General features: G+C 72.5%; 25 protein-coding genes and 1 riboswitch. Of the genes, 9 read left to right on the top strand and 16 right to left on the bottom strand.

What is annotated here, in order from left to right; translation table 11 throughout:
• Nucleotides 1-94 precede the first annotated feature (94 nt).
• Nucleotides 95-703 (top strand): DUF1349 domain-containing protein, encoded by a 609-nt coding sequence (locus ACIPJI_RS34295; RefSeq protein WP_402250790.1) that lies wholly within the window; start codon nucleotides 95-97, stop codon nucleotides 701-703.
• 29 nt (nucleotides 704-732) lie between these two features.
• Here the strand turns inward: ACIPJI_RS34295 and ACIPJI_RS34290 are convergent, their stop codons facing one another.
• Nucleotides 733-1,167, bottom strand: a complete 435-nt coding sequence (locus tag ACIPJI_RS34290) for a nuclear transport factor 2 family protein (RefSeq protein WP_402250788.1) — start codon at nucleotides 1,165-1,167, stop codon at nucleotides 733-735.
• Between the two features lie 99 nt (nucleotides 1,168-1,266).
• On the opposite strand from ACIPJI_RS34290, the gene ACIPJI_RS34285 reads away from it, so the two are divergent.
• The 3 genes from ACIPJI_RS34285 to ACIPJI_RS34275 all read left to right on the top strand — a co-directional run bounded on the left by ACIPJI_RS34285 (nucleotide 1,267) and on the right by ACIPJI_RS34275 (nucleotide 3,810).
• A complete protein-coding gene (locus tag ACIPJI_RS34285) occupies nucleotides 1,267-1,749 on the top strand; it encodes a GNAT family N-acetyltransferase (protein WP_307705741.1) in 483 nt (160 codons plus the stop codon).
• Nucleotides 1,750-1,946: 197 nt separating this feature from the next.
• Nucleotides 1,947-2,678, top strand: a complete 732-nt coding sequence (locus ACIPJI_RS34280; RefSeq protein WP_402250786.1) for a DsbA family oxidoreductase — start codon at nucleotides 1,947-1,949, stop codon at nucleotides 2,676-2,678.
• A 70-nt stretch (nucleotides 2,679-2,748) separates the two neighbouring features.
• Nucleotides 2,749-3,810 carry an aminotransferase class V-fold PLP-dependent enzyme gene (locus tag ACIPJI_RS34275; protein ID WP_402250784.1) on the top strand — a complete coding sequence of 354 codons (1,062 nt, stop codon included), beginning with the start codon at nucleotides 2,749-2,751 and terminating at the stop codon, nucleotides 3,808-3,810.
• Nucleotides 3,811-3,952: 142 nt separating this feature from the next.
• Here the strand turns inward: ACIPJI_RS34275 and ACIPJI_RS34270 are convergent, their stop codons facing one another.
• Nucleotides 3,953-4,465, bottom strand: coding sequence for a MarR family winged helix-turn-helix transcriptional regulator (locus ACIPJI_RS34270; RefSeq protein WP_402250782.1), 513 nt, complete (start codon nucleotides 4,463-4,465; stop codon nucleotides 3,953-3,955).
• A gap of 58 nt (nucleotides 4,466-4,523) precedes the next feature.
• On the opposite strand from ACIPJI_RS34270, the gene ACIPJI_RS34265 reads away from it, so the two are divergent.
• Nucleotides 4,524-5,660, top strand: coding sequence for an alkene reductase (locus tag ACIPJI_RS34265; protein WP_402250779.1), 1,137 nt, complete (start codon nucleotides 4,524-4,526; stop codon nucleotides 5,658-5,660).
• Nucleotides 5,661-5,747: 87 nt separating this feature from the next.
• On the opposite strand, the gene thpD is transcribed toward ACIPJI_RS34265, so the two are convergent.
• From thpD to ACIPJI_RS34240, 5 genes are all read right to left on the bottom strand, one after another.
• On the bottom strand, nucleotides 5,748-6,644 hold the full coding sequence (thpD, locus tag ACIPJI_RS34260) for an ectoine hydroxylase (RefSeq protein ID WP_307705736.1): 897 nt from the start codon (nucleotides 6,642-6,644) through the stop codon (nucleotides 5,748-5,750).
• 3 nt (nucleotides 6,645-6,647) lie between these two features.
• Complete coding sequence (locus ACIPJI_RS34255) at nucleotides 6,648-7,046, bottom strand: ectoine synthase (protein ID WP_005319062.1); 399 nt, start codon at nucleotides 7,044-7,046, stop codon at nucleotides 6,648-6,650.
• Nucleotides 7,047-7,078: 32 nt separating this feature from the next.
• Entirely contained in the window at nucleotides 7,079-8,347 is a 1,269-nt protein-coding gene (gene ectB / locus ACIPJI_RS34250) for a diaminobutyrate--2-oxoglutarate transaminase (RefSeq protein WP_307710314.1), read from the bottom strand.
• 92 nt (nucleotides 8,348-8,439) lie between these two features.
• Nucleotides 8,440-8,970 carry a diaminobutyrate acetyltransferase gene (gene ectA, locus ACIPJI_RS34245; protein WP_307705735.1) on the bottom strand — a complete coding sequence of 177 codons (531 nt, stop codon included), beginning with the start codon at nucleotides 8,968-8,970 and terminating at the stop codon, nucleotides 8,440-8,442.
• A gap of 427 nt (nucleotides 8,971-9,397) precedes the next feature.
• Nucleotides 9,398-10,498: a pyridoxal-phosphate-dependent aminotransferase family protein gene (locus ACIPJI_RS34240; protein ID WP_402250776.1), complete on the bottom strand. Its 1,101-nt coding sequence runs from the start codon at nucleotides 10,496-10,498 to the stop codon at nucleotides 9,398-9,400.
• A 116-nt stretch (nucleotides 10,499-10,614) separates the two neighbouring features.
• On the opposite strand from ACIPJI_RS34240, the gene ACIPJI_RS34235 reads away from it, so the two are divergent.
• Both ACIPJI_RS34235 and ACIPJI_RS34230 read left to right on the top strand, forming a co-directional pair.
• Nucleotides 10,615-11,700, top strand: a complete 1,086-nt coding sequence (locus ACIPJI_RS34235; protein WP_307705733.1) for an amidohydrolase family protein — start codon at nucleotides 10,615-10,617, stop codon at nucleotides 11,698-11,700.
• A gap of 337 nt (nucleotides 11,701-12,037) precedes the next feature.
• Nucleotides 12,038-12,991, top strand: a complete 954-nt coding sequence (locus ACIPJI_RS34230; RefSeq protein WP_402250774.1) for an SCO1860 family LAETG-anchored protein — start codon at nucleotides 12,038-12,040, stop codon at nucleotides 12,989-12,991.
• Nucleotides 12,992-13,128: 137 nt separating this feature from the next.
• Here the strand turns inward: ACIPJI_RS34230 and cobC are convergent, their stop codons facing one another.
• Nucleotides 13,129-14,229, bottom strand: coding sequence for an Rv2231c family pyridoxal phosphate-dependent protein CobC (cobC, locus tag ACIPJI_RS34225; protein ID WP_307705731.1), 1,101 nt, complete (start codon nucleotides 14,227-14,229; stop codon nucleotides 13,129-13,131).
• Nucleotides 14,230-14,328: 99 nt separating this feature from the next.
• The gene (locus ACIPJI_RS34220) at nucleotides 14,329-14,898 is read right to left on the bottom strand and encodes a cobalamin biosynthesis protein (RefSeq protein WP_402250772.1); all 570 of its coding nucleotides are present in this window, start codon (nucleotides 14,896-14,898) and stop codon (nucleotides 14,329-14,331) included.
• A 131-nt stretch (nucleotides 14,899-15,029) separates the two neighbouring features.
• Between ACIPJI_RS34220 and ACIPJI_RS34215 the strand changes: the two genes are divergently transcribed.
• A complete protein-coding gene (locus tag ACIPJI_RS34215) occupies nucleotides 15,030-15,749 on the top strand; it encodes a ZIP family metal transporter (RefSeq protein ID WP_402250770.1) in 720 nt (239 codons plus the stop codon).
• A gap of 29 nt (nucleotides 15,750-15,778) precedes the next feature.
• Here the strand turns inward: ACIPJI_RS34215 and ACIPJI_RS34210 are convergent, their stop codons facing one another.
• From ACIPJI_RS34210 to ACIPJI_RS34180, 7 genes are all read right to left on the bottom strand, one after another.
• Complete coding sequence (locus tag ACIPJI_RS34210; protein WP_402250768.1) at nucleotides 15,779-17,161, bottom strand: cobyrinate a,c-diamide synthase; 1,383 nt, start codon at nucleotides 17,159-17,161, stop codon at nucleotides 15,779-15,781.
• The gene (gene cobO / locus ACIPJI_RS34205; protein ID WP_053557448.1) at nucleotides 17,155-17,763 is read right to left on the bottom strand and encodes a cob(I)yrinic acid a,c-diamide adenosyltransferase; all 609 of its coding nucleotides are present in this window, start codon (nucleotides 17,761-17,763) and stop codon (nucleotides 17,155-17,157) included. The genes ACIPJI_RS34210 and cobO overlap by 7 nt, the downstream gene beginning before the upstream one ends.
• Nucleotides 17,763-19,817 carry a putative cobaltochelatase gene (locus ACIPJI_RS34200; protein WP_402250766.1) on the bottom strand — a complete coding sequence of 685 codons (2,055 nt, stop codon included), beginning with the start codon at nucleotides 19,815-19,817 and terminating at the stop codon, nucleotides 17,763-17,765. Before ACIPJI_RS34200 ends, cobO begins: the two co-directional genes overlap by 1 nt.
• 88 nt (nucleotides 19,818-19,905) lie before the next feature.
• Nucleotides 19,906-21,414, bottom strand: a complete 1,509-nt coding sequence (locus ACIPJI_RS34195; protein WP_307705726.1) for a cobyric acid synthase — start codon at nucleotides 21,412-21,414, stop codon at nucleotides 19,906-19,908.
• Nucleotides 21,411-22,364 (bottom strand): cobalamin biosynthesis protein, encoded by a 954-nt coding sequence (locus tag ACIPJI_RS34190; protein WP_402250763.1) that lies wholly within the window; start codon nucleotides 22,362-22,364, stop codon nucleotides 21,411-21,413. Before ACIPJI_RS34190 ends, ACIPJI_RS34195 begins: the two co-directional genes overlap by 4 nt.
• Before the next feature lie 89 nt (nucleotides 22,365-22,453).
• A riboswitch (cobalamin riboswitch) is annotated at nucleotides 22,454-22,591 on the bottom strand.
• Nucleotides 22,592-22,723: 132 nt separating this feature from the next.
• Complete coding sequence (locus tag ACIPJI_RS34185) at nucleotides 22,724-22,945, bottom strand: hypothetical protein (RefSeq protein ID WP_159693227.1); 222 nt, start codon at nucleotides 22,943-22,945, stop codon at nucleotides 22,724-22,726.
• A gap of 12 nt (nucleotides 22,946-22,957) precedes the next feature.
• Nucleotides 22,958-24,187: an inorganic phosphate transporter gene (locus tag ACIPJI_RS34180; protein ID WP_307705723.1), complete on the bottom strand. Its 1,230-nt coding sequence runs from the start codon at nucleotides 24,185-24,187 to the stop codon at nucleotides 22,958-22,960.
• A gap of 211 nt (nucleotides 24,188-24,398) precedes the next feature.
• Between ACIPJI_RS34180 and ACIPJI_RS34175 the strand changes: the two genes are divergently transcribed.
• On the top strand, nucleotides 24,399-25,064 hold the full coding sequence (locus ACIPJI_RS34175) for a class II aldolase/adducin family protein (RefSeq protein WP_307705722.1): 666 nt from the start codon (nucleotides 24,399-24,401) through the stop codon (nucleotides 25,062-25,064).
• The last annotated feature ends 247 nt before the right edge of the window (nucleotides 25,065-25,311 follow it).

Here is a 25,311-nt window from a genome sequence, read left to right as displayed (position 1 = left end):
CCACCCCCCAGGCCCTGCTCCCGCCGGAACTGCGCGACGACAACCCGCTCGGACTTCCCCGGCGCGTGAACGGCCGCCTGCAACACTGACCCGCATGGAACTGAAGCTGCCCGACCTCCCCTTTCCCCTACGGGCATACGGGCCCGAGGCCGACTGGTCCTACGACGACGGTGTGCTGACCGCCTGGGCCGGCCCCCGCCAGGACCGTTTCGTCCCGCCGACAGGCCACGCCCTGGAACCGGCCTCCGACGCGCCCCGCCTCCTCGGCGCGCCGGAGGGCGACTTCCAGCTGATCGCCCGCGTCAAGGCCGGCTTCGCCGCGGCCTTCGACGCGGCCGTGCTCTACCTGCACGTCACCGAGCAGGAGTGGGCGAAGCTCTGCCTGGAACTGTCGCCGGACAAGCCGACGGTCTGCACGGTCGTCACCCGGGGCCACTCCGACGACGCCAACTCGTTCGTGGTCGACTGTGACAGCGTCTGGCTGCGCATCAGCCGTACGGGAAAGGCGTTCGCCTTCCACGCCTCCACCGACGGCGAGCAGTGGACCTTCGTCCGCATCTTCACGCTCGGCGACGAGGACCGGGCCGGTGCGGCCCTGGTCGGCTTCATGGCCCAGTCGCCGGTGGGCGAGGGCTGTGTGGTCTCCTTCGACCGCATCGAGTACCGCGACAGCTGGCCGGAAGGGCTGCGGGACGGCTCGTGACGCCCGGGAGGCGCCCGCTCCCGGGCGTCTCACGCCGGCGTCAGCACCGGCGGCCGTCCCGTCGTCCAGACGGCCTCGACCGCCATCCGGCTGAAGCGCCGGCCCTCTTTGGTGCGGCGCGGTTCCGCCTCGTAGCGACCGCCCACGGTGAACAACGGATCGTCGCCCTCGTGGTGGATGTGGACCATCAGCGCGTTCCAGGACGCTCTGGCCGTGTCCGACCCGGCGTCGACGTCGGTCAGCAGGTCGGAGGCCATGTGCTGGGTGCGGGCGAACCTCTTGAGGGCCTCCTCCGTGCCGCGCACGGCCTCGGCGCCCTCGAAGATCCCGACGGGGGCGACCATGCGCGCGTCGTCGGTCAGACAGTCGCGTGCCCAGCCCGACGGGAACGCGCGCTCGTCCATGGCCCGGAAGAAACGGGTGACGAGCAGGCCGATCTCGATGTGATCCTGATGAGTGGTCATGCCGCGAGCGTTCACCCTCAACCACGGTCGAGGTCAAGGGAGCCCGGGCACCGGCACGGATCCGCAACCGCGCCCGCCCGCCGTCGCGTCCTCCGGCACATGATCAGAACTGCCACGCTCGCGGACCTCGACGACATAGCCGCCCTGCACGCCGAGGCGCGCGCCACCTACTACCGGGGCCACATCCCCGACGAGGCCTTCGACGGCCCGGCCGAGCGTGCCCGCAGCCGGGCCGGCTGGGAGAGGGCGATCAGGCAGGGCAGGGTGCTGTGCGCGGAGCGGGACGGCGTCGTCGCGGGCACGGCCGCGTTCGGCGAGGTCGACGGCGTCATGACGCTCTCGCAGCTCCACGTCGCCCCCGCGCTCTGGCGCGCCGGCGTCGGTACCGAGCTCCACGCCGCCTGCGTCGAGGCGTGGCGGCGCGCGGGCGTGCCGGGCGCCCGCCTCGAGGTCTTCCAGGAGAACAAGCGGGCCCAGGGCTTCTACACCCACCACGGCTGGTACCCGGACCCCGACGAGCCGCTCGCCGGGAACCACCTGGTCCTCCGCTTCACGGTGCCGGCGGCCGAGCAGGGGCAGTGACCTGAGCCGACGGCCGTCGGTCCTGCGGGACCTCAGCGGCCTCCCGCGGCCTCCCGCGGAATGAGGCGGGCTCCTCCCCTGTTGAGGTGCCTGCGGAGGCGCCCCGCCCCGTCCGTCCCACCGACCCCGCCCGGCGAGCCCGGGCGAACCGCGTCCGGCGACCGCCGGCCGGCACGACCCTGGAGTGATGAACAAGCATGCGCGTCGAGATCTGGTCCGACATCGCCTGTCCCTGGTGCTACATCGGCAAGGCCCGTTTCGAGAAGGGCCTCGACGCCTTCGCGCACCGTGACGAGGTCGAGGTCGTGCACCGCTCCTTCGAGCTCGACCCCGGCCGCGACAGGGGCGACACCGCTCCGGTCGTCGACATGCTCGCGAAGAAGTACGGCCGCACCCACGAGGAGGCGCTGGCCATGGAGGAGCACGTGGCGTCCAACGCCCGCTCCGAAGGGCTGGAGTACCGCGTCGAGGGCCGCGACCACGGCAGCACCTTCGACATCCACCGGCTGCTGCACCTCGCCAAGGCCCGCGGCCGTCACGACGAGCTGCTCACCCTCGCCTACCGGGCGAACTTCGCGGAGGAGCGGTCCGTCTTCGACCCGGCCGTGCTCGTGGCGCTCGCCGTGGAGGCGGGCCTCGACGAGCAGGAGGCACGCCAGGTTCTCGCGGACGTGAGCGCCTACGCCGACGACGTACGGGCCGACGAGCGGGAGGCGGCGGAGCTGGGCGCCACCGGCGTGCCGTTCTTCGTGTTCGACCGGCGGTACGGGGTGTCGGGCGGGCAGCCTGCCGAGCTGTTCACGAAGGCGCTGGAACAGGCCTGGCAGGGGCGCGAGATCGCGCCCGCCGCCGCGGACGCGGCCGTCTGCGACGCCGACGGCGCCTGCGAGGTCCCCGCGGCGGCCGACGCCGCGCAGCCGGCTTCGTGAAGCGCCGCTGAACGGCTTTGTCCAGCAAGGCGTGATTGACCCGCAGGGCACGGGACCGCAGGGTGATCCCATGGAGACGCAGATCCTGGAGCCCACGGCCGGTGGCGAGTTCGCGCCCACGACGACGTATCTGAACACCTCGAGCTGCGGGCTGCTCCCGCGCCGTGCGGTCCGCGCGGTGGCGGCACTGGCGCAGGAGCTGGCCGACGGACGGCCGGGCGGCGCGGGCGACTTCTCCGCCGTGACCGCCGCCCGTGAGTCCTTCGCCCGCATCGCCGGCGTGCCTCACGAGAGGGTGGCCGTCGGCGGCTCGGTCTCCGTCCATGTGGGGCTGATCGCGGCTTCGCTGCCGCCGGGCTCAGAAGTGCTGTTCCCCGAAGGGGAGTACGCCTCCGTGATCACGCCGTTCACCGTGAGAGGTGATCTCAAGGCGCGGTTCGCGCCGCTCGAGGGGCTGGCCGACGCTGTACGCCCCGGCACCGCGCTCGTCGCGTTCTCGTCGGTGCAGTCCGCCGACGGCAGGGTCGCCGACACGGCGGCCGTGCGCGCCGCCGCCGCGGCGCACGGGGCCCGTACGCTCCTGGACGCCAGCCAGTCGGCCGGCTGGCAGCCGCTGGCGGCGGGGGACTGGGACTACACGGTCACCGGCGGTTTCAAGTTCCTGCTCTGCCCGCGCGGTGTGTCCTTCCTGACGGTGACGGAGGAAGCGCAGGAGGCGCTGCCGCCGCTGCACGCGGGCACCTTCGCCGCCGAACGGCTGTGGGAGACGACGTACGGCCCGATCGAGGAGACCGCCACCTCGGCCCGCCGCTACGACGAGCCCCCGGCCTTCCTCTCGTACCACGGCGCCGAGCAGTCGCTCGCCCTGCTGGAGGAGATCGGCATCGACGCGGTCCGGGCCCACGACACCGCGCTGGCACGGCGGTTCAGGTCCGGTCTGGTGGAGCTGGGTCACGAGCCGGTGCCCGCGGACTCGGCGATCGTGGCCGTGCCAGGCCTCGGCCACCGAGCCGGCGAGCTGGCCGGGGCCGGGATCCTGCTCTCCGAGCGCGCGGGCAATCTGCGTGCCTCTTTCCACCTCTACAACTCGCCCGCCGACGTGGAACGCGTGCTGGACCGCCTCGCCGGTTAGGACTGCCGCCGGGCCGGCGCGGCTCCGGTCGGGCGAGCGCGGTGCCGGACCTCGCTCCAGGCGTCCGCGCCCCCGTCCGGTTCCGCACCGATCTCCATCGCGGCAGCGGACGGGGCGAGAGCGGGCCGCCGGCGAAGCGGGGTCAGTCCCCGCGGCGTTCCGGGCAGTCGGCCGTCTCGGTGCACAGGTTCGCCTCGACCCTGGACAGCAGGCGCGCCAGTTCCCGCCGATCGTCCTCGTCCAGTCCGCGGAGCGTGTGCTCCTCCAGCTCAGCCCAGGCCGCCGACACGTCCGACAGGAGCGCGCAGCTCCGCTCCGTCGCCTCCACGAGGACCGCCCGGCGGTCGTCCGGGTCCGGGCGGCGGTGGACGTGGCCGGACTGCTCGAGGCGCTGGAGCATCTTCGTCACGGTCGACGGGTCGAGGTCGGCCGCCTTGATGAGCTCCGACTGGCGCACCGGCCCGGCGTCCCACAGGCGCATCATCACGAACTCCTGGCCCGGGTAGAGGCCCAGCCTCTTGAGCAGCTTGCCCGCGGCGATGCGGTGGAGCCGCGCCACCCGGGAGACGGCGTGGCTGACGGGGCCGCTGCTCGCGGCGTGCGGCAGCTGTCCGGTGCACGCGGGGTCGCCCTGTGCCTCCTCCGCTGCGGACATGGTGCTCTCCTCGGCCGGTTCTCACTGCTTCCAGAATATTACCTTGGTCGGCCAATGAATGCGCTACAGTGGCGCCGAAGCCAATTACTTGGCCGACCACATATTTTTTTGGGGGCTCACCGTGACCACCGCATTCGACCCGATCCAGCTCGCCGGCAAGCACCTGCGCAACCGCATCGCCATGGCGCCGATGACCCGCAGCCGCGCCTACGGCCCCGGCCTCACACCGACGCCTTCCGTCGTGGAGTACTACCGGCAGCGCGCCTCCGCCGGCCTGATCATCACCGAGGGCACCCAGCCTTCCGTGGTCGGCCAGGGCTACCCGGACACCCCGGGGCTGCACAGCGCCGAGCAGGTCACCGCCTGGCGCGAGGTCACCGACGCCGTGCACCGCGAGGGCGGCACGATCTTCGCCCAGCTGATGCACGCCGGCCGGATCGGCCACCCCGTGCTGCTGCCCGACGGGCTCGTCCCGGTGGGCGTGTCCGCCGTCGCCGCGCAGGGGCAGGTCTACACGCACGAGGGGCCCAAGGACTTCGTGGTACCCAGGGAACTGACCGCGCAGGAGATCCGGGCGACCATCGAGGACTTCGTGTCCGCCGCGCGCAACGCGATCGAGGCGGGCTTCGACGGCGTCGAGCTGCACGGCGCGAACGGGTACCTCATCCACCAGTTCCTCGCGCCCGGCACCAACCGCCGCACCGACGAGTGGGGCGGGTCCGTGGAGAACCGCATCCGGTTCGCCGTCGAGGTGACCGAGGCGGTCGCCGCGGCGATCGGCGCCGAGCGCACCGCCCTGCGGATCTCACCCTCCAACCCGTACAACGACATCGACGAGCCCGAGCCGGAGGCCGCGTACACCGCGCTCGTCCAGAAGCTCGAGCCGCTCGGCCTCGGTTACCTGCACATCCTCGAGGCGGCCCCCGAACTGCGGGAGCTCACCCAGACGCTGCGCAAGCAGTTCTCCGGGACGATCGTGCTCAACGCCGCCACCGACGGCCCGACCGGTCACGACGCCCTGACGCTCGTCGAGGACGGCATCGCCGACGTGATCTCGTACGGTGCCCTGTTCCTCGCCAACCCGGACCTGCCCGCCCGCCTCGCGGCCGGCGGCCCGTACAACCCCCCGGACCCGGCCTCGTTCTTCGGCGGCGACGACAAGGGCTTCATCGACTACCCGGCGCTGACCGGCTGAGGCTGATCGGCCGGCAGCCACGCCGACGCGGACGCGGGCGGGCCGGACTCCCAGGGAGTCCGGCCCGCCCGCGTGTGTGCCGTGCGGTCACCGCACCGGAGTGAAGTCCCGCGCTCCGATGAAGTCGGGCCGCGGCACCGGCGCCGCGAACGGCTCGACCGCCGTGTTCTCCACGCTGTTGAACACGATGAAGACGTTGCTGCGCGGGTACGGCGTGATGTTGTCGCCGGAGCCGTGCATGCAGTTGCAGTCGAACCAGGTCGCCGACCCGGCCCGGCCGGTGAACAGCCGGATGCCGTGGTCGTCCGCGAAGCGCGTCAGCGCCTCGTCGGACGGTGTGCCGGCGTCCTGCATCTGCAGCGACTTCTTGTAGTTGTCCTTCGGCGTCTCGCCGGCGCAGCCGAGGAACGTCTTGTGCGACCCCGGCATGATCATCAGGCCGCCGTTGGTGTCGAAGTTCTCGGTCAGCGCGATGGAGACGGAGACGGTGCGCATGTTCGGCAGGCCGTCCTCCGCGTGCCACGTCTCGAAGTCCGAGTGCCAGTAGAAGCCGGAGGCGCCGAAGCCGGGCTTCACGTTGATACGGGACTGGTGGACGTACACGTCGGAGCCAAGGATCTGCCGGGCTCTGCCCACCACCCGCTCGTCGCGCACCAGCGCGGCGAACAGCTCACTGAGCTTGTGGACCTCGAAGACCGACCGCACGTCCTGCGACTTCGGCTCGATGATCGAGCGCTCGTCGGCGCGCACCGCCGGGTCGCTGATCAGCCGCTCCAGCTCGGAGCGGTACACGGCGACCTCGTCGTCCCTGATCAGCTGGTCGACGGTGAGGAAGCCGTCCCGCTCGAACCCCATGAGGTCCGCCGTGGCGATCGGCCCCGGGGCGCCGGGCGCCGACCAGACGACCGGGTCCTTGCGGGGGGTGAGCACCTCACTGGCGCCACGGGTCGGGTACAGGTCGGTGCGTGCGGGTGCGGTGGTCATCTTTCAGCCCTCCTCGGTCAGCAGCGGGTAGACGCCGTTCTCGTCGTGGTCCTCCCGTCCGGTGACGGGGGGATTGAAGACGCAGACGCAACGGAAGTCCGTCTTGGGACGCATGGTGTGCTTCTCGTGCCCGTCCAGCAGATACATCGTTCCGGGCTCGATCCAGTGGGTCTCGCCCGTCTCGTCGTTGGTCAGCTCGGCCTCACCCTCCACGCAGAGCACGGCCTCGATGTGGTTCGCGTACCACATCGACGTCTCCGTACCCGCGTAGAGCACGGTCTCGTGGAGCGAGAAGCCGACCTTCTCCTTGGCGAGCACGATGCGCTTGCTCTCCCAGGTGCCGGAAGCGGACTTCACATGGCGCTCGGTGTTCTCGATGTCCTTGAACGATCGGACGATCACGGTGGTTCGTCACCTCTCGGTAGTACGGGTGGTCAGGCGGTCTCGCGGACGGAGCGCGCCAGGATGCGCAGGCCCGCGTCCAACTCGTCGGCGGAGATCGTCAGCGGCGGCAGCAGCTTCACGACCTCGCTCTCCGGCCCGGACGTCTCCAGCAGCATTCCGAGCTCGAAGGCGCGGGCGCAGACGGCGGACGCACGCGACTTGTCCTCGAACTCCATGCCCCACACCAGGCCACGGCCGCGGAAGCTGACGCCCTCGCCGCCCATCTCGTCGACGATGGCGAGCAGCGCACGCTCGACCTGCTCGCCGCGGGCGATGGTCTGCTTCTCCATCTGCCCGTCGGCCCAGTAGGTGTTGAGCGCCGCGGCGGCGGTCACGAACGCCGGGTTGTTGCCGCGGAACGTTCCGTTGTGCTCGCCCGGCTCCCAGATGTCCAGCTCGGGCTTGAACAGGGTGAGCGCCAGGGGCAGGCCGTAGCCGCTGATGGACTTCGAGACGGTGACGATGTCCGGGACGATGCCGGCCTCCTCGAAGGAGAAGAAGCCGCCGGTGCGGCCGCAGCCCATCTGGATGTCGTCGACGATCAGCAGCATGTCCTGGCGGTGGCACAGGTCCTGCAGCGCGCGCAGCCACTCGGCGCGGGCCACGTTGATGCCGCCCTCGCCCTGGACCGTCTCGACGATCACGGCGGCCGGCTTGTTCAGGCCCGAACCCTGGTCCTCGAGCAGCCGCTCGAACCAGAGGAAGTCGGGGACCTGGCCGTCGAAGTAGTTGTCGAACGGCATCGGGGTGCCGTGCACCAGCGGGATGCCGGCGCCGGCCCGCTTGAAGGCGTTGCCGGTGACGGCGAGCGAGCCGAGCGACATGCCGTGGAAGGCGTTGGTGAACGAGACGACGGACTCGCGGCCCTTCACCTTGCGGGCGAGCTTCAGCGCGGCCTCGACCGCGTTGGTGCCCGTCGGCCCCGGGAACATGACCTTGTAGGGCAGGTCACGCGGGCGCAGGATCACGTTCTGGAACGACTCGAGGAACGCCCGCTTGGCGGTGGTCGCCATGTCCAGGCCGTGGGTGATGCCGTCGCGCTCGATGTAGTCGATCAGGGCGCGTTTCAGGACCGGGTTGTTGTGCCCGTAGTTCAGCGATCCGGCGCCGGCGAAGAAGTCGAGGTAGGTGTGGCCGTCCTCGTCGTGGAGGTAGCTGCCCTGGGCGCGGTCGAACACGGCGGGCCAGCCGCGGCAGTAGCTGCGCACCTCGGACTCGAGGGTCTCGAAGACGCTCAGGGCGGGCGGGGTGATGGTCACAGCGAACTCCATGGGGGTGGGGTGGGCGCGAGAGGTCAGGGATGACGCGGGGCGCGCCGGGTGCCGTGCGGGCACAGGGCGCGCGGCGGCGGTCACGCGGCGACGGGGCCGATGCGGTACAGCACTTCCGGCTGGTGCGTTCCCTCGGGGAACAGCCCGCCGTCGAAGAGGACCTCACGGCTGAGGGATGCTCCGTGGCGCTTGGCGTAGGAGGTGAACAGGGCGTCGGAGGCGGTGTTGTCCGGGGTGATGGTCGTCTCGATCTCGCGGACCCCGTGTCCGCCGGTGACCTTGGCGGTCAGCGCGTCCAGAAGGACGCCGGCCAGCCCCCGGCCCCGGTGCGCCTGGTCGACGGCCACCTGCCAGACGACGAGCGCCTCCGGGCGGTCGGGGCGTACGTATCCGGTGACGAAGGCGATGGGCTCTCCGTCACGGCCGCGGGCCACGACGGAGGTGGCCGCGAAGTCGCGACACCACAGCAGGTAGCTGTACGAGGAGTTGAGGTCCAGGACCTCGGAGTCGCGGGCGATGCGCCAGATCGCGGCTCCGTCCTCCACTCGTGGGGTGCCGATCTCAAGGAATTCGTCTCGGGCTCGTACAAGGTCTTCTTGTGCGGCGGTCATGTCGATTCAATTTACCGAGCAAATTCGCGAATTGCATCGGGCCAGGGGGTTGGGTACAGAGAGCCCTTGTGTTATCGCGCGGGCGCGAGCTCGCTGCGAATCGTCGGGTGATCGCGTGTGTTTGCCCGGATATTTCCGGGCATATCGGTCTCTCTGTGGTGTCGGTCACACGGCGGCAACCCCGTTGACACGTGACTGAATCGACCCCGAAAACGATGCGAATCCCTACGTTTAACGGCCGTGATCGGGGGCAGCAGAATGCGGGGAGCTATTTACCGGAGTGAACCCGAATTTGCTCCCGCATTTGTACAGTGCGTTTATGCGGGGCCTATATGGGACACCGGGAACCGATATGAGGATCCTGCCGGAGAGCGCCGCGAAGGCGCGCTGCGGGCAAAGGCCCCGCCGGAACGGGGCCGCCAGGGCGTCAGTCCCAGCTCTCGCCGGCCGCCCGTCGCGCACCCTCGAGGTCCACCGACCGCCCGTGCTCGGCCAGAGCGCCGCCCAGCGCCGCGAGGGACGACTGCACCACGCCACGGGTCGCGTCCACTCCGTAGTGGTTGATCCGGATCATCTCCGAGGCCAGCGGGCCGCCGCCGGCCATCACCGGCAGCGACGGGTCGGCGGCGAGCGCCTTCGCCACCAGGTCCCGGGCGTCCACCCCGGCCGGGGCGCGCAGCGTCGTCGCCACCGGGGCGGCGTGCCGGGCTTCCTGTACGTAGGGGGAGATACCGCCGCCGAGTGCCAGGGCCCCCGCGCGGGTGGCTGCGGCGGCCGCCGCGTGCCGGGCCGTCACGGCGTCCAGACCCTCCGACCCGATCCGCTCGAGGCACGCCTCGAGCGCCAGCATCTCCAGTTGCGCGGGCGCGTGCAGCAGGGCCTTGCGTCCACCGTCGATCCAGCGCCGCTTCCAGTCGAGCAGCGACAGGTACGAACCGCGGGGCGCGGCCGGGTTGGCGGCGATGCGCTCCCAGGCCCGCTCGCTCACGGACACGGCGGAGACACCGGCCGGGCCGCCCATCGCCTTCTGTGCGCCGATCACGCACAGGTCCACGCCCCAGGCGTCGGGGAGGAGGGGCTCCGCGGCCACGGACGCGACCGCGTCCAGCATGAACAGCGCGCCGTGCGCCCGTACGACCTCGCCGATCTCCGCGACCGGGTTGGTGTTGCCCGTCGCCGCCTCGGCGTGCACCAGCGAGACGAAGTCGATCTCCGGGTGCTCGGCCAGCGCCCGCGCCACCTGCTCGGCGCTCACCGCCGTGTGGAACGGCACCTCGAGGTCCACGACATCGGCCCCGCAGTCGCGCAGCCAGTTGCCGAAGGTCTGGCCGTAGGGGCCCGTGACCACGTTCAACGCCGTCGAACCGGGGCGCGCGCCGCCGCGGATGCAGCCCTCGAGGGGCAGCAGGGCCTCGCCCTGCATCACGACCACGTCCTGCTCGGTGCCGAGCAGCGCCGCCACCTGGCGCTCGATGGACGCGAAGTGCGCGGCGGTCAGCGGGGCGAGGTCCAGCAGCGGGTGTGTCACGGTGGTGCTCGGTTTCTCTCGGTCGTCCGGACGGTGTTCCCACCAGGGCCGGACGGTGTTCGGACAGTGTTCGGGCTCTCGCTCGAGAGTACCGAGGGCCTCGTACAGTTCCTGGCATGAGCGATCACACGGTGCTGCATGTGAAGGGGCGGGTGCTCGTCGGGCCCGAGGAGGTGCGCGACGAACTGTGGGCGGTCGACGGCCGGATCACCTTCGAACGTCCCCGCGCCGAGGCGGTCACCGTGCACGGCTGGGCGCTGCCCGGGCTGGTCGACGCCCACTGCCACGTCGGTCTAGACCACCACGGCCCGGTCGACGCCGCGACCAGCGAGAAGCAGGCCCTCACCGACCGCGAGGCGGGCACGCTGCTGATCCGCGACGCGGGATCCCCCTCCGACACCCGCTGGATCGACGAGCGCGAGGACCTGCCGAAGATCATCCGGGCGGGCAGGCACATCGCCCGCACCCGCCGCTACATCCGCAACTACGCGCACGAGATCGAGCCCGAGGACCTGGTGGCGTACGTCGCCCGGGAGGCACGGCGCGGCGACGGCTGGGTCAAGCTCGTCGGTGACTGGATCGACCGTGACGCCGGCGACCTGACCGCCTGCTGGCCGCGCGGGGCGGTGGAGGCGGCCATCGCGGAGGCCCACCGGCTGGGTGCCCGGGTCACGGCGCACTGCTTCGCGGAGGACTCGCTGCGCGACCTCGTCGAGGCCGGCATCGACTGCATCGAGCACGCGACCGGGCTCACGGAGGAGACGATCCCGCTGTTCGCGGAGCGCGGCGTCGCCATCGTCCCGACCCTGGTCAACATCGCCACCTTCCCCGCTCTCGCCGCGGGCGGCGAGTCCAAGTTCCCCCGGTGGTCCGCCCATATGCGCCGGCTGTACGAGCGCCGCTACGACACCGTGCGCGCGGCCTACGACGCGGGCGTGCCGGTCTTCGTCGGCACGGACGCCGGCGGTTCCCTCGCGCACGGGCTGGTGGCCGCGGAGGTCGCCGAGCTGGTGAAGGCGGGCATCCCGCCGCTCGAGGCCCTGTCGGCGACCACGTGGGGAGCCAGGAGCTGGCTGGGCCGCCCGGCGCTGGAGGAGGGCGCCCCGGCCGACCTGGTGGTGTACGACGAGGACCCGCGGGCCGATGTGCGGGCGCTCGCGGCGCCGCGCCGGATCGTGCTCGACGGGCGGGTCGTCGACTGACCTCCGTGGAAGGGCCGGCGGTGCCCGGTTGACAGGGCGTTACCAGGCGCCGTCGGCGGTCGTTGGGGCACTCGGCGTCCGTTGCCGGGAAGTCTCACGCACGCCCTCGGCGGTGGACCGGCGCACCACCCTTGGGCCGTGACAGGTGCGTCGTAAGGGAACGCACGTGCCTCAAGAATCGAATAGGGGCGCGGAAACCCCACTTTAGGGTGAACTCACTTCAGGTGCCTGTCAGTTCACTCGCCGTGCGTGAAGATTTCGGTGTCCCGGTCGCCGCCGTCCACGTGTCCCCGTGGGACGGCAGGCGACCCCATGTCTCCGTGGGGGTTCCACCACCTTGAACAGCAACACCTTCCGCATGCCCGCACGCAAGGCCGCAGCGGCGACAGCCGCCGTCGCCCTGGCCGCCACGCCGGTGGCGCTCGCCGGCCCTGCCCACGCCACCGGCGGCGGTGAGGGAAGTGCCACCGCGGTGGTGCTCCGTACCGGCCTGGACGTCTCCCTGCTCGACGAGACCGTCCATGTGCCGCTCAGGACGACGCTCAACGAGGTCCGGGCCCCCGGCAGCGCCGAGAAGACCGCGCTGAGCGTGGAGTTGGACGGCGTGGGGAACGACGGGCAGGTCCAGGTGCTGCGTGCGGACGTGGCGACCTCGAAGGCCACGGTGGAGAGCGGCAAGGCCGAGGCCCGCAGCAACCTGGTCAATGCCAGGGTGCATGTCCCCGGCCTGACGCTGCTGTCGCTGATCGAGGTCGAGCAGGTCACGTCGAAGGCCGTCTGTGAGACGGGGCGGCAGCCCGTCGCCGAGTCGAACGTGCTGGGCAAGGTGAGGGTCCTCGGCAAGAAGGTCACACTCAGCGCGGGCGGCCCGACGCGCGTCGAGGTGCCGGGTGTGGGCGAGGTGAGCCTCGAGCTGTCCAAGACCCGCACCACGTCCCGTACGGCCGCCGCGACGGCCCTGCAGCTCCAGGTCGCCGTCAACCCGCTGGAGTTGAACGTCGCCGAGGTCGACGGGGAGGTGACGCTCGCGGAGGCGACCTGCGAGACGCCCGGCGCGTCGTCCGGCGGGACCGCGAAGCCGGCCGAGCCGGCGCCCCCCGTGGACGACAAGCCCGCGGACGACAAGCCCGCCGAGGGGATCTCCGCCCAGTCCGGCGAGCAGCCCGGCGAGGACAACCTCGCGGCGACCGGGGGCAGTTCCACGACGCCGTACCTCGCGGGCGGCGCGGCCGTCCTGCTCGCCGCCGGTGCCGCGGCGACCTTCATCGGCCGTCGCCGCTCCAGGGGCTGACGCCCCACGCGGCCGGGCCCCTCACGGAGGGGAGAGGGACCCGGCCGCCACCGCCTCCGTACCCGGGCAGCACCCGGTGCGCCGGGAACCGGCAGCCAAGTGCCCTGGAGAGCTCGCGACTTGCCGCCCCGGCGCCGTCAGTGGCCGACCATCGTCAGCGCCTGGTCGAGTGCCTGGAGGAAACGGTTCGTCGTGACGCGGTCGCGCACCGCGAGCCGCAGCCACTCGTCGTCGAGGCCGGGGAACGTGTCCCCGCGCCTGGCCGCGAAACCGAGCAGCCGCAGCCGCTCCCGCACCTGCGCCGCACGCCGCACCCGTACGAGGACGAACGGCCCCTCGGCCGCCTCCACCGCCCGGACCTCCTCGAACTCGGCCAGCCCCGCCAGCAGATGGGCACGGTCCGCGGCGATCCGCAGCGATGCCGCCTCCGCCTCCGCCAGCGCAGTCGGACCCATGCAGGCCTCCGCCGCGACCAGCGCCGGTGTCGAGACGGGCCACAGCGGCTGCGCCCGCTCCAGTGCCGTGATCGTCCGCGGCTCCGCCAGCACATAGCCGATCCGCAGGCCCGCGAGCCCCCATGTCTTGGTGAGGCTGCGCAGCACCACGAGGCCGGGTACGTCCGTCCGCCCCGCCAGCGCCTCGCGTTCGCCCGGCACCGCGTCCATGAACGCCTCGTCCACCACGAGCAGACGCCCGGGGCGGGCCAGCAGGGCTATGTCCTCCGCGGCGTGCAGCACGGACGTCGGATTGGTCGGGTTGCCGATGACGACCAGGTCCGCCTCGTCCGGCACGGCCTTCGGGTCGAGCCGGAAGCCGTCCTCCTCGCGCAGCAGCAGCCGCTCCACGGCATGGCCCGCGTCGCGCAGCGCCGCCTCGGGCTCCGTGAACTGCGGGTGCACCACGAGAGGCCGCCGCACCGGAAGGGCCCGCGCCAGCAGCACGAACGCCTCCGCCGCGCCCGCCGTCAGCAGGACGTGGTCCTCCGGCAGCCCGTGCCTGCGGGCGACGGCGGCGCGGGCGGCCCGGCCGTCCGGGTACGCGGCGAGCGAGCCCAGCGAAGCCGTGATGCGCTCGCGCAGCCAGCTCGGAGGCGTGCCGGTACGGACGTTGACGGCGAGGTCGATCAGACCCGCCGCGCCGTCCCGCACCTCCGCGTCGCCGTGGTGCCGCAGATCGTGCCCGCCGGAACGCCGCTCCGGATCCTCCGGGCGCTCGGGGTGCTCAGCGTGCCTGTACATGGCTGCCGTGCCGTGGTGGGGGAGAACTGGTCACGGAAGTCTCCTCGGTGTGGGGGCGAACAATGAGGGATCGAACAGAGGTGAACAAACGCACGGACATCATGTCCTCTGCGGCCGCGTCACGGCAGTGGTCGACGACGTCCGCGACCCCAGGCGGGCGATCGCGCACGTCGCACCGGCGGGCCGTCCCGACGGTGCGGACCGCCGTTTGGGGACCAGCAGTTGGCCGCCGCCCGCCAGCGCCGCGGCCTCGGCGACCGACGGCGTCCCCACCGCACGCAGTGCGACGCGGGACGGGTTCTCCACGGGAACCCGTGCCAAACGCTCGGCGCTGTACGTCCACAGCGGAACGCCCAGGCGCTCCGCGGCGCCCAGCACGCCGGGTTCCGCCGCTTTCACGTCGACGGTCGCCAGGGCCACCACGTCGGCCGCCGACAACCCCGCGTCGCGCAACGCCTCCTCGACCAGGCCGTGCACCTCGTCGGCCGGCACGCCGCGTGACGCGCCGACACCGACGACCAGGTCCCTGGACCCTGCGGCGGGGCCGGTCGCCGAGCCAGTCGTCGTACCGTCCGTCGAGCAGGCCGTGGGACCGGTCCGGGAGCCTGTCGTCCCGGTCGGCGGACCGGTCGTGGTGCCGCCCGGGGACCCGGCCACGGCATCGCTCACGAGGCGGCTCCCCGGTCGGCGGCCGACGGCCGGTCAGCGGCTCTCCCGGCCGTGGCCGGCGCCCTGTCAACCGGGTGAACCGGACGCACAGCGATGTGCGGGAGGGTGCCGGGATCGGCTAGCAAGGGCGCATGGCGGTGATCGTCGCGCTCGGCGCGTTCCTGATGACGCTCTTCGGAGGCTGGACGGCCGGTCGGGTCACCGACCGCCGTCACCTCGTGCTGGGCCTGGCCGGCGGGCTGATGCTCGGCGTCGTCGGCCTCGAGCTGCTGCCGGAGGCGCTGGAGGCCGCGGGCGGACCGGTGCTGGGCGTGCCGCGGGCCCTGCTGCTCTTCGTCGGCGGCTTCCTCACGGCGCACATGGTCGAACGGCTGCTGGCCGTACGGCAGGCGGCGCACGGGGCGGACCACCGCGTGCCGCAGGTGGGCCTGACGGCGGCCGCGGCGATGGTCGCCCACAGCCTGATGGACGGCATCGCGCTCGGCGTCGCGTTCCAGGTCGGCGGCGGGATGGGCGCCGCCGTGGCGCTCGCCGTCGTCACCCACGACTTCGCCGACGGGTTCAACACGTACACGATCACCAGCCTGTACGGGAATACCCGCCGCAAGGCGAACATGATGCTCTTCGCCGACGCGGCCGCCCCCGTCGTCGGCGCGGCGTCGACCGTGCTGTTCACTCTTCCTGAGGATCTTCTCGGCAGCTACCTCGGCTTCTTCGGCGGTGCGCTGCTGTACCTGGCCGCCGCCGAGATCCTGCCCGAGGCCCACCACGAACACCCGGCCCGCTCCACCCTGGTGTGCACCGTCGGGGGAGTGGGCTTCATCTGGCTGGTCGTCGGCATCGCCGAATGAGGCCGTCGCCTCCCTGGATCTTCCCCCGCTCATGTGCCGCACGCCGCCACGAACCGGGCGGCCACCTCCGGCCGCGACGCCCAGTGCGTGTGCAAGTAGCTGGCGTGCACGCCCTGCTGCACGAAGCCCTCGACCCGGCGCTCCGGCCGCACCATGCCCCACGCGGGCACCGGCCCCGCGCCCGGCTCCAGCACCGTGCGGTGGAACTCGTGGCCCCGCAGCCGCGTTCCCGCCGCCGCGAGCGGGCTGTCGCTCACCGCGACGGCCTCCCGGTAGCCGAGGGTCAGCCGACCCGACATGCGCGCGTCGGCGTCCAGCACGCCGCACATGGGCCTGCCGTCCAGGGACCGGGCCAGGTAGAGCAGCCCCGCGCACTCGGCCGCGACCGGCGCGCCCGAGCGCGCCAGTTCGGCGACCGCCTTGCGCAGCTGCTCGTTCGCGGACAGCTCGGGCGCGTACACCTCGGGGAAGCCGCCGCCGATGACGACGCCGCGGGTCCCTTCGGGGAGTTGTTCGTCCCGGAGCGGGTCGAAGGCCACGACCTCGGCCCCGGCGGCCCGCAGCAGTTCCACGTGCTCGGCGTACGAGAACGTGAACGCGGCGCCACCGGCGACCGCCACGACCGGCCGCACGGCCCCGGTGCCCGCGCCGGAGGACTCGACCGTACCCCCGGCGTGCGGTCCCGCGTCGAACGCGGGCTCCCACGCCTGCGCGTGCAACGGAGGGGCGCTGCGCGCCAGCGCCAGCAGCCCGTCGAGGTCGCACCCCGCCCGCACCTGCTCGGCCATCGACGCCACCGCGTCCACCGCCTCCGCCTGACGCTCGGCGACGGGCACAAGCCCCAGGTGACGCGACGGCGTCGCCACTTCAGCCGCCCGCCGCAGCACACCGAGCACCGGCACGCCCGATCCGCCGAGCGCCTCCCGCAGCAGGTGCTCGTGCCGGTCGGTGGCGACCTTGTTGAGGATCACCCCGCCGATCCGTACCTCCGGGTCCCACGACGCGAACCCGTGCACCAGCGCCGCCACCGACCGGGACTGCGACGAGGCGTCCACCACCAGCACCACAGGCGCGCGCAGCAGCTTCGCCACCTGCGCGGTCGAGGCCAGCTCGCCCTGGTCGGCTGCTCCGTCGTACAGCCCCATCACGCCCTCGACGACGGCTAGTTCGCAGCCCTCGGCACCGTGCCGGAACAGCGGGGCGACCAGCTCCGTACCGCACAGGTACGCGTCGAGGTTGCGGCCCGGCCGCCCGGTGGCCAGCGCGTGGTAGCCGGGGTCGATGTAGTCCGGGCCCACCTTGTGCGGGGAGACCGTGAGACCGGCCGCCGTGAACGCGGCCATCAGGCCAGTCGCGACCGTTGTCTTGCCCGCGCCGGAGGACGGCGCGGCGATGACGAGACGTGCTACCACTCGATGCCCCGCTGGCCCTTCTGACCCGCGTCCATCGGGTGCTTGACCTTCGACATGTCCGTGACCAGATCGGCGAAGTCGATCAGCTTCTGCGGCGCGTTGCGGCCGGTGATCACCACATGCTGGGTGCCGGGCCGCCCGCGCAGCACCTCGATCACCTCGTCGGTGTCGATCCAGCCCCAGTGCAGCGGGTACGCGAACTCGTCGAGCACGTACAGCTTGTGCGTCTCGGCGGCGAGGTCCCGCTTGACCTGCTCCCAGCCTTCACGGGCCTTGTCCTCGTTGGACTGCTCGCCCTCCGCGGGGGCGCGCTGGATCCACGACCAGCCCTCGCCCATCTTGTGCCAGGCGACCGTGCCGCCCTCGCCGCTGGCGCCCAGCACCTTGAGCGCGTTCTCCTCGCCGACCTTCCACTTCGCCGACTTGACGAACTGGAACACCCCGACCGGCCAGCCCTGGTTCCAGGCCCGCAGCGCCAGCCCGAAGGCGGCCGTCGACTTGCCCTTGCCGATGCCCGTGTGCACGAACACCAGCGGACGGTTGCGGCGCTGGCGGGTGGTGAGTCCGTCGTCCGGTACGACGGACGGCTGTCCCTGCGGCATTACGCGGCCCTCCTTGTGGCGGATACGTCCCGGACGTCCTTGACGAGTCCGGCGATCGATTCGGCCCGCAGTTCGTCGAGAGTGACGGCGCTGCCGCCCAGCTCCCGCGCGAGTGTGCCGGCCAGGCCGAGCCGCACCGGCCCGGCCTCACAGTCCACGACGACGGCCGCGGTTCTTTCCGCGGCGTGCAGCCGTGCGGCGCGCAGGGCCGGCGCGAACGCGTCCCCGGAGCCCGCGGCCGTGGCCCGTCCGTCGGTGACGACCACCATCAGCGGACGGCGCGACGGATCACGCAGCCGCTCGATACGCAGCACGTCCTGCGCCTTGAGCAGTCCCTGCGCCAGCGGCGTACGGCCGCCTGTCGGCAGCGACTCCAGCCGCGCCGCCGCCGCGTCCACCGAGGACGTGGGCGGCAGCGCCAGCTCCGCGCCCTTGCCGCGGAAGGTGATCAGCCCCACCTTGTCGCGCCGCTGGTACGCGTCGAGCAGCAGGGACAGCACCGCGCCCTTGACCGCGCCCATCCGCTTCCTGGCCGCCATCGAACCGGACGCGTCGACCACGAACAGCACGAGGTTCCCCTCACGCCCCTCGCGGGTCGCCTGCCGCATGTCGTCCCGGCGGACCACCAGCCCGGGGCCGCTGCGCCCGCGGGCGCGCTGGTGCGGAGCGGCGGCCTGCACGGTGGCCGACAGGTGCAGCTTGGTGAGCGCGCCCTGGGGCCGTCGTGCGCCGGTGGTACGGCCGTGTTCGGTACGCGCCCGGGACCTGCGCCCCGCCGCGCCCTCACCCAGGCCGGGCACGCTGAGCATCTTGGTACGGAAGGGCTCCGTGGCCCGTGCGGGCTGATGCTCGGCGCCGGCGCCGGCGCCCTGCGCCGGTACCGGTGCCTGACCGGTCTCCGGCGCGGAGGCGGCCGCCTCACCCCTGTCCGGTCCGCCGTCCTGCGGCGGCACCCCGCCGCCGCCTCCGCCGTCGGGCCCGCCTTCCGGACCGGGACCGGGGTCCGGGTCGGTCGGGTCCGGGTCCCCGTCCGGCTCGTCGTGCCCGCCGAACTCGTCCAGCGTCTCGTCCAGTTTGCTCTCGTCCAGGCCGGGCGCGTCGAAGGGGTTGCGGCGCCTGCGGTGCGGCAGCGCCAGCAGCGCGGCCTGCCGGACGTCCTCCTCCGTGACCTCGTCCCGGCCCGCCCACGCGGCCAGCGCGGTCGCCGTACGGGCCATCACGATGTCCGCACGCATGCCGTCCACCTCGAACGCCGCGCAGGTCGCCGCGATCTGACGCAGCGCCACATCACCGAGCACCACGCGCGGCAGCAGCTCCCGCGCCGCCACGATCCGCTCACGCAGCGCCTCCTCCTCACCGGCCCAGCGCGCCGCGAAGCCGGCAGGGTCGTCGTCGTACGCGAGCCTGCGCCGTACGACCTCCACCCGCAGGTCGGGGTCGCGGGAGGCCGCGACCTCCACGGTGAGGCCGAAGCGGTCCAGCAACTGCGGCCGCAGTTCGCCCTCCTCGGGGTTCATGGTCCCGACGAGCAGGAAGCGGGAGGCGTGCCGTACGGAGACGCCTTCACGCTCGACGTACGAAGCGCCCATGGCGGCGGCGTCCAGCAACAGGTCGACGAGGTGGTCGTGCAGCAGATTGACCTCGTCGACGTACAGCAGCCCCCGGTGCGCGTCCGCGAGCAGGCCGGGCTCGAACGCCTTCACGCCCTCGGCGAGCGCCCGCTCGATGTCGAGCGCCCCGACGAGCCGGTCCTCGGAGGCGCCGACGGGCAGTTCCACCATGCGCGTCGGCCGTGCCACTCCCGGCCCCGCCTCGTGCGGGCCGTCCGGACACGCCGGGTCCGGGGCGTCGGGGGCGCAGGAGAACCGGCACCCGGCGACCACGTCGACGTCCGGCATGAGGGACGCGAGCGCCCGCACGGCGGTCGACTTGGCGGTCCCCTTCTCGCCGCGCACGAGCACGCCGCCGACCGCCGGACTGACCGCGTTGAGCAGCAGGGCCAGCCGCAGATCGTCCATCCCGACGACCGCGGTGAACGGATAGGGGGTGCTCATCGCCTGATCACTCCTTCGCTGGAGCCGCGGAGCGGCTCGCCTGTGCCCTGCCGGATCCGACGGCGGGCCGATTGCCCGGCGACCGCTCTCACGGCGCGCCCGGAGGGACGAACGGAAGTCCCGCCGGCGTCCCTTCCTCGATCAGCCGCATCAACGCCCCGGTGTCCGCGTGTTCTTCGATCAGATCCCCCAGCCGGTCCAGCTGCTCCTCCCGCAGCGCGCCGAAGCACGTGTCCGGCGCGGGCACGAAACGGCGGCCCGCCTGTGCGGCGACCTCCCGCAGGAACGCCCGCCGGAAGCCGTCGCTCTCCAGCGACCCGTGCCAGTGTGTGCCCCACACGGCGCCCACCCGGCAGCCGTCCAGGAAGGCGTCGCCGCCGAGGACCTCTGCGACGCCGTGATGGATCTCGTAGCCCTCGACGGGTGCGCCGAGAGCCTCGCCGACGGGCCGTGCGAGGGTCTTCTCCGGCGCGAACCGCACCCGTACCGGCAGGAGCCCGAGCCCGTCGACCGCGCCGGCCCTCGACTCGACGTCGTCCTCGATGTGTTCGCCCAGCGCCTGGAAGCCGCCGCAGATGCCCAGCACCGGCCTGCCCTCGGCCGCGCGCCGGACCAAGGCGTCCGCGAGACCGCGCTCGCGCAGCCACGCCAGTGCCTTCACCGTGCCGCGCGTACCAGGGACCACGACCAGGTCGGCGTCCACCAGCTCCTCCGCGCGGTCCACGAACCGGACAACGACGCCCGGCTCCGCCGCCAGCGCGTCCACGTCCGTGAAGTTCGACATCAAGGGGACGGCGCACACCGCGACGCGCAGCACGTCCTCACCGACGGGCGGCGCCACCACCGACTCCCGCACGGCGCCGCGCAGGGACACCCGCAGGCCGTCCTCCTCGTCGATACCGAGCCCGTGCGCGTACGGCAGCACCCCGAACGTCCGCCGCCCGGTCAGCCCGAGCAGCATCTCGAGTCCCGGCTCCAGCAGCGACACGTCCCCGCGGAACTTGTTGACCAGATAGCCCGCCACAAGAGCCTGGTCCTCGGGGCTCAGCAGCGCCGTCGTACCGAAGAACTGGGCGAAGACCCCGCCCCTGTCGATGTCCCCGACCACGAGCACCGGCAGCCGGGCGGCCCGCGCGATGCCCATGTTCACGATGTCCGTGCGGCGCAGATTGATCTCGGCCGGACTGCCCGCCCCCTCGCAGATCACGGCGTCATACGTGCCCCGCAACTCCTCCAGGCACGCCATCACCGGCTCGAACAGCTCCCGCTGCCGGCCCCCGTGGTACCCCTTGGCACTCAGCTCGCCGACCGGCCGGCCCATCAGCACCACCTGGCTGGAACGGTCGCTGCCGGGCTTGAGGAGTACGGGGTTCATCAGCGCGGTCGGCTCCACACGCGCGGCCTGCGCCTGCATGGCCTGCGCCCGCCCGATCTCCGCGCCCTCGCGCGTCACGAACGAATTCAGGGACATGTTCTGCCCCTTGAACGGCGCGACCTTCACGCCCTGGCGCACCAGCCACCGGCAGATCCCGGCGGTCACGACACTCTTGCCCGCGTCCGAGGTGGTCCCGGCGACGAGCAGCCCCCCACCGGTCATGCCGGCCTCCTTCCGCCGCGGCCCTGCCGCAGCACCCGCCCCGCCGCGCAGACGGCGAGGGTCAGCAGGCCGACCCGGCGCGACAGCCGCACCGCCCGTCCGATGTCACCGAACTCCACCGCCCGCCCGGCCCCGTTGAGCACCGGCCGGTGCTCGACCCGCCCGCCGTACGAGAGGGAACCGCCCAGCCGCACGCCCAGGGCGCCCGCGAAAGACGCCTCCACAGGGCCCGCGTTGGGGCTCGGATGCTTGGCCGCGTCCGCGCGCCAGGCCCGTACGGCTCCGCGCCGGTCCGGGCCGCAGACGGCCGCCAGGGCCGCGGTCAGCCGGGCGCCGGGCCACCCGGCGACATCGTCCAGGCGGGCCGACGCCCAGCCGTACCGCAGGTAGCGGGGCGACTTGTGGCCGACCATCGCGTCCAAAGTGTTCACCGCCCGGAAGCCGACCAGCCCGGGCACGCCTGCCAGCGCTCCCCACACCAGGGCGCCCACGACCGCGTCGGACGTGTTCTCCGCGACGGACTCGACGACGGCGCGGGCGATCTGCTGCTCGTCCAGGGCCTGCGGGTCGCGTCCGCAGAGGTGGGGCAGCCGCTCGCGGGCCGCCTCGACGTCCCCGGCGGCCAGCGCGTCGCCGATGGCCGTGGCCTCCCGCCCCAGGGTCGTACCGCCGACGACCGCCCAGGTGGCTGCGGCGGTCAGGGCGACGGACGCGGCGGGGGAGCGGCGTACGGCCCGGGAGGCCAGCACGGCCGCTGCGACGGCGCCACCGGCGCACACAGCGGTGTGCAGGGCGCCCCGGCCGCGGTGGTCGCGCCACAGGACACGCTCGAGGGCGCTCGCGGCCCGTCCGAACGCGGCGACCGGATGCCCGCGGCGGGGATCGCCGAGGAGCAGGTCACCGGCGAGGCCGGCGGCGGCGCCGTACACGAAGGCTCGGTCGGCAGTCATGGGATCAGCGACCCCAGGGGTGGTGTCCGACGGACAGGGCTGTACCGCAGCCGGGCATGCGAAAAGTCCTCACTCAGGGTCCGCGCCCTGGTTCGACGTGACCGGCGGTGAGAGTTCCTGGCTCCCCGGGACCGTTCATCCCGGGTGACAGTGGCGGGACCGCGCCGGATTCGCACCGGACTTCCTCTTCTGCCGCCGTTGTTGGCCCCGGCAGTCCACCACGCGCGCGAACGCCCGTCAACTCGCCATTGACCTGCGGCGGGGCAGTGTGCCGAGCCCCACACACGGGGACACACGAAGGCCGGGCCGCGAACACCCGAGGGTGCTCACGGCCCGGCCGCCGAAGCGCTGTGCGGTCGTCAGACGACGATCAGGTAGATCCCGTAGGACACTGCCGCCGCGCAGAGTGCGAAGCAGGCGTACGCGCCGGTCCGGGCCAGTGCCCCGGAGCCTCCGGCCTGGGTGGCCGCCTCCTGCTTGGTGAGGCCCACGACGCCCAGGGTGAAGAGTCCCACCAGCGCGACGGTGGCGACGAGGCTCACGCCGAAAACGGAGCCGAGAGCAGTCCAGTCGATCTTCATTCTGTTTCTTCCTTACACCGTGGCCGGGCGGGGCAACTCGGTCTCGGGCTCGGCCGGGGCCGGGATGGTGGCCTTGAGGTCACCGGCGGGCGGCGGGGAGACGGCCGCGATGGCGGTCGTGACGACGCCCGCGGGCTCCTCCTCCACGTCGTTGACGTTGGTGTGGTCGACGACCTGACGGCGCGAGATGAACCAGATCGCGATGCAGGAGGCGACGAGGAAGACGGCGACGGCCGCGACACCCCAGTCACCCTGCTTGGTGACGTACTCGGAGCCCGCCGCGACGAGACCGGCGGCCGGCAGGGTCAGACCCCAGGCCACGAACATCCGGGTGGCGGTGGACCAGCGGACCACACCGCCCTTGCGGCCGAGACCGGCGCCCATGACGGCACCGGAGCAGGAGTGCGTCGTCGACAGCGAGAAGCCGAGGTTGGAGGAGGCGAGGATCACGCTGGCCGCGCTGGTCTGGGCGGCGAAGCCCTGCTGCGGCTGGAGGTCGGTGAGGCCCTTGCCCATGGTACGGATGATGCGCCAGCCGCCGAGGTAGGTGCCGAGCGCGATCGCCACACCGGCCGAGACGATGACCCACATCGGAGGGTTGGAACCGGGGGCGACCACATTGCCGGCCACGAGGGCCAGCGTGATGATGCCCATCGTCTTCTGGGCGTCGTTGGTGCCGTGGGCCAGGGAGACCAGGCCCGCGGAGGCGATCTGCCCGGCGCGGTAGCCCTTCGCCGTGGCCTTCGGGTCCGTGTTCTTGCCGATCTTGTACGTCAGCCGGGCCGCCAGCATCGCGGCGAGGCCGGCGACGAGAGGCGCGGCGACGGCCGGGATCAGGACCTTGGTGACGACGACGCCGCCGTTGACGCCGCCGAAGCCGACCGAGGCGACCGTGGCGCCGATCAGACCACCCATGAGGGCGTGCGACGAGCTGGACGGCAGGCCCACCAGCCAGGTGAGCAGATTCCACAGGATGGCGCCGACGAGCGCCGCGAAGATGACTTCAGGTGTGATGCCTGATTCGTCGACCAGTCCACTGGAGATCGTCTTGGCGACCTCCACGGAGAGAAAAGCACCGACGAGGTTCAGAACGGCGGACATGGCCACCGCGGTTTTGGGCTTCAGGGCGCCGGTCGAGATGGTCGTCGCCATCGCGTTGGCGGTGTCGTGGAAACCGTTCGTGAAATCGAACACGAGAGCTGTCACGATCACAATCGCGAGCAGCAGTGTGATGTGTTCCATTTACCCAGGCAATCGTTTGACGTCATTGACGCGAGGACCGTAAGCAACCTGGATGAACGGAAGGTGAACTGGGTCAGGCGCTGCGGTGTCCCCAAGTGGTGCCGGCCGATTCCGGTTGTCCGTTTTCGAACTCGCGCGGCGCTCCCCGCAGCCACTCGAACACCCTCTGTGTCCCCGTGCCCGGCCGGCCCCGCCTGGAAGGATCACGGGCATGACTGATGAGGCGCGGCACAGCGCGGTCGAACGCGCATGGCGGGAGCTCGTGGACACCGCCCGCAGAACGGCGGCCGAAGGTCTCGTGGTGGGCACTTCCGGCAACGTCTCCGTACGGGTGGGCGAGCTGATCCTCGTCACTCCGAGCGGAGTCCCCTACGACCGGCTCACCCCGCGGGACACCGTCGCCGTCGACCTCGACGGCAGACAGGTCCTCGGCGACCTGCGGCCCACCAGCGAGCTTCCGCTGCATCTCGCGGTCCACCGCCACACCGGCGCGGCCGCCGTCGTGCACACGCACGCCGTGCACGCCACAGCGGTCTCCACGCTCGTCCCCGAGCTGCCGCCCGTCCACTACATGACCGCGGCCCTCGGCGGCCCGGTCCGCGTGGCGGGCTACGCCCTGTACGGCACGGAGGAGCTGGCCCGGAACATGCTCCACGCACTGCGCGACCGCACGGCCTGCCTCCTCCAGAACCACGGGACGGTCACGTACGGCGCCACCCTGTCCGAGGCGTACGACCGCACGGCACAGCTCGAGTGGATGTGCCGCCTCTGGCTGACGGCCTCGTCCGTCCCCGGCCGCACGCCGACGCTGCTCTCCGAGGCGCAGCTCGCGGAGGTCTCCCACCAACTCCACGACTACGGCCAGCGCCCGACGTAGCCGCGGTGGCATTTCCCGCCCGTACGGCCCGCCGGCCTCGGGCGCCCCTTCCCGAACCGTGCTCCGCCCGGACCCGGTACCGCGCGTCGCGCGGTGTCCTCAATCTCCCTCTACGGCCTGGCGGCCGTGAGAGGTGCCCCAGCCGGGCTGGAGGCGCCCGGCTGCTCCGGCCCCGCCCGGGGCCGGCGCCTCGGACCTGGCATTTCCAGCCTCGCCGGCGGCGGCTCCGGCCCTGCCGGTGGCTCCG

Source organism: Streptomyces sp. NPDC086835 (genome assembly GCF_044745705.1).
Taxonomy (GTDB): domain Bacteria; phylum Actinomycetota; class Actinomycetes; order Streptomycetales; family Streptomycetaceae; genus Streptomyces.
This window is presented reverse-complemented; position numbering and strand designations above follow the sequence as displayed.

Bases quoted from the DNA above. Each gene is read 5' to 3' on its own strand.
- thpD (WP_307705736.1), bottom strand. From the start codon at position 6,644: ATGACCACCGCACCCGCACGCACCGACCTGTACCCGACCCGTGGCGCC.
- ACIPJI_RS34235 (WP_307705733.1), top strand. From the start codon at position 10,615: ATGAGCGATCACACGGTGCTGCATGTGAAGGGGCGGGTGCTCGTCGGG.
- ACIPJI_RS34290 (WP_402250788.1), bottom strand. From the start codon at position 1,167: ATGACCACTCATCAGGATCACATCGAGATCGGCCTGCTCGTCACCCGT.
- ACIPJI_RS34265 (WP_402250779.1), top strand. From the start codon at position 4,524: ATGCGCTACAGTGGCGCCGAAGCCAATTACTTGGCCGACCACATATTT.
- ACIPJI_RS34275 (WP_402250784.1), top strand. From the start codon at position 2,749: ATGGAGACGCAGATCCTGGAGCCCACGGCCGGTGGCGAGTTCGCGCCC.
- ACIPJI_RS34280 (WP_402250786.1), top strand. From the start codon at position 1,947: ATGCGCGTCGAGATCTGGTCCGACATCGCCTGTCCCTGGTGCTACATC.
- ACIPJI_RS34190 (WP_402250763.1), bottom strand. From the start codon at position 22,364: ATGACTGCCGACCGAGCCTTCGTGTACGGCGCCGCCGCCGGCCTCGCC.
- ACIPJI_RS34215 (WP_402250770.1), top strand. From the start codon at position 15,030: ATGGCGGTGATCGTCGCGCTCGGCGCGTTCCTGATGACGCTCTTCGGA.
- ACIPJI_RS34270 (WP_402250782.1), bottom strand. From the start codon at position 4,465: ATGTCCGCAGCGGAGGAGGCACAGGGCGACCCCGCGTGCACCGGACAG.
- ACIPJI_RS34175 (WP_307705722.1), top strand. From the start codon at position 24,399: ATGACTGATGAGGCGCGGCACAGCGCGGTCGAACGCGCATGGCGGGAG.
- ectA (WP_307705735.1), bottom strand. From the start codon at position 8,970: ATGACCGCCGCACAAGAAGACCTTGTACGAGCCCGAGACGAATTCCTT.
- cobO (WP_053557448.1), bottom strand. From the start codon at position 17,763: ATGCCGCAGGGACAGCCGTCCGTCGTACCGGACGACGGACTCACCACC.
- ACIPJI_RS34200 (WP_402250766.1), bottom strand. From the start codon at position 19,817: ATGAGCACCCCCTATCCGTTCACCGCGGTCGTCGGGATGGACGATCTG.
- ACIPJI_RS34295 (WP_402250790.1), top strand. From the start codon at position 95: ATGGAACTGAAGCTGCCCGACCTCCCCTTTCCCCTACGGGCATACGGG.
- ACIPJI_RS34180 (WP_307705723.1), bottom strand. From the start codon at position 24,187: ATGGAACACATCACACTGCTGCTCGCGATTGTGATCGTGACAGCTCTC.
- ACIPJI_RS34185 (WP_159693227.1), bottom strand. From the start codon at position 22,945: ATGAAGATCGACTGGACTGCTCTCGGCTCCGTTTTCGGCGTGAGCCTC.
- cobC (WP_307705731.1), bottom strand. From the start codon at position 14,229: ATGTACAGGCACGCTGAGCACCCCGAGCGCCCGGAGGATCCGGAGCGG.
- ACIPJI_RS34195 (WP_307705726.1), bottom strand. From the start codon at position 21,414: ATGACCGGTGGGGGGCTGCTCGTCGCCGGGACCACCTCGGACGCGGGC.
- ACIPJI_RS34285 (WP_307705741.1), top strand. From the start codon at position 1,267: ATGATCAGAACTGCCACGCTCGCGGACCTCGACGACATAGCCGCCCTG.